The sequence below is a fragment of the Bradyrhizobium sp. genome, from assembly GCF_030654605.1.
In the GTDB taxonomy this organism is placed as follows: domain Bacteria; phylum Pseudomonadota; class Alphaproteobacteria; order Rhizobiales; family Xanthobacteraceae; genus Bradyrhizobium.
Genome location: NZ_JAURXB010000033.1, coordinates 1 through 1,535, shown reverse-complemented (window position 1 = coordinate 1,535; position 1,535 = coordinate 1). Strand labels below are relative to the sequence as shown.

Annotated in this window: 2 protein-coding genes; both read right to left on the bottom strand. The window is 60.5% G+C overall.

Annotated features, from left to right (window positions below; genetic code table 11):
* A partial coding sequence (locus tag Q7U29_RS03510) for an Hpt domain-containing protein (RefSeq protein WP_304738480.1) occupies nucleotides 1–560 on the bottom strand: 560 nt, incomplete at its 3' end.
* Between the two features lie 410 nt (nucleotides 561–970).
* A complete protein-coding gene (flbT, locus tag Q7U29_RS03505; RefSeq protein WP_304738477.1) occupies nucleotides 971–1,351 on the bottom strand; it encodes a flagellar biosynthesis repressor FlbT in 381 nt (126 codons plus the stop codon).
* Nucleotides 1,352–1,535: the final 184 nt, after the last annotated feature.

The window sequence follows — 1,535 nt, the reverse complement described above, 5'->3', positions numbered from 1 at the left end:
GGCGGTGCGACCACCTCGATCGCGGTCTCCTGGAACGCGCGCTCCAGTTCGTCCAGCGACACTTCGCCCGGACGTAGCTCCCGCTCCAGTATCTGCGGCACCAGGGTGCCCTGCTCGACCGCCGGTGCTGATGCTACCGGCATTGCCGGCGCTGTCTCAATCGGCGCAGCCGACGCTGTCTCGAAGGAGCGCATGCTCAGCTCGACCAATGGATCGATCAGGTCCAGATCGGTGCCCTCGGGCTCGGCCTCGGTGGCCTCGAGCCCTGCGAGAATTTCCTTGATGCGATCGATGCTGGAAAGGATCAGCGACACCGCTTCCGAAGTGACCGGCATTCCGTCGCGGAATTTGCCCATCAACGTTTCGCCGGCGTGGGCCAGCGCTTCGAGGCGCGGCAGGCCGAGGAAGCCGCAGGTGCCCTTGATGGTGTGAACCAGCCGGAAGATATTATCCAGAATCTTGGCGTTGTTCGGATCCTGCTCGAACCGCACCAGCTGGTTATCGACCGTATCCAGGCTCTCGTTGGTTTCCGTCAAGAACTCCCGCAAAAGATCGTCCATCAGAATACGCCTTCCAAGCAGTTGTATTATGGTCTTCCATCAACCGTTGTTTGCATCAGACTTAGCGGTCCGGAGGACCGGCATTTGTTTTCGACGGACGGAGTTAACGGACAGTCTTCCTCACAATCGATAACCTCAACGGTTTCACAACCGCGTTAATTTTATGCTCCGTGCAAATACGGGGTGGCGCCGCGGTCACGGAGACAAAGCGAAGGCTGGCTGCGCGGCGCGTGAATGGGCGCCGGCTGCGACGGACATTGATCAAGGACAACTCGTCCCTGCGGCGCATCGGCGTCCTGTTGGCCGGGAAGCTTCGAGGCGATACACGTCATGCGAGCATTCCGATCACAGCGACCACGGGACGCCGCAACGTCCCCTCAGATGTCCACGAAAGCAGGCTTGAGGCTGCCTCAGGCCGCCACTTGCTCTTCTTCGCGCTTCATCAATTTCCTGATTTCCTTGAGCGCCTTGTAGAGAGCGCCGCTCGTCACATGGGCGTTCGCGGCGTCGATCTGTTCGCGCGAGCCCGGAAGGCTCTCCCGCAGGTCCTTGAGGAAGCCGAGATAGGAAGCCCGGTAGCGCGGAATGTCGTTTTTCAGATACATCATCTGGACGCAGAAATAGAGCCGCTTGACCGGCGTGTTGGCGGTCTCCGCGGTCACGGTGTCCTTCTCGCGAAGGATCGGCGCTTCGCCGTCGATCAGGAAGGAAGTGCGGGTGCCGGAATTGATGATGACGGTTTCGCCAATGACGATACGTTCAAACGGCTTCAGTTCGACTCTTAGCGGCATGACTGTTTCCTTTCAGGATACGGCAACGGCTAGCTTGGTAGTAGCGGCGGGGTTTCCCCCGCCGCCTTGATCGTTGGCTTCGAAGCCGAGCTCAGCGGAGCAGCTGGAGCACGCTCTGCTGCGAAGTGTTGGCCAGCGCCAGCGCGGACACCGCGATCGACTGGCGGGTCGACAGCGCCTGGCT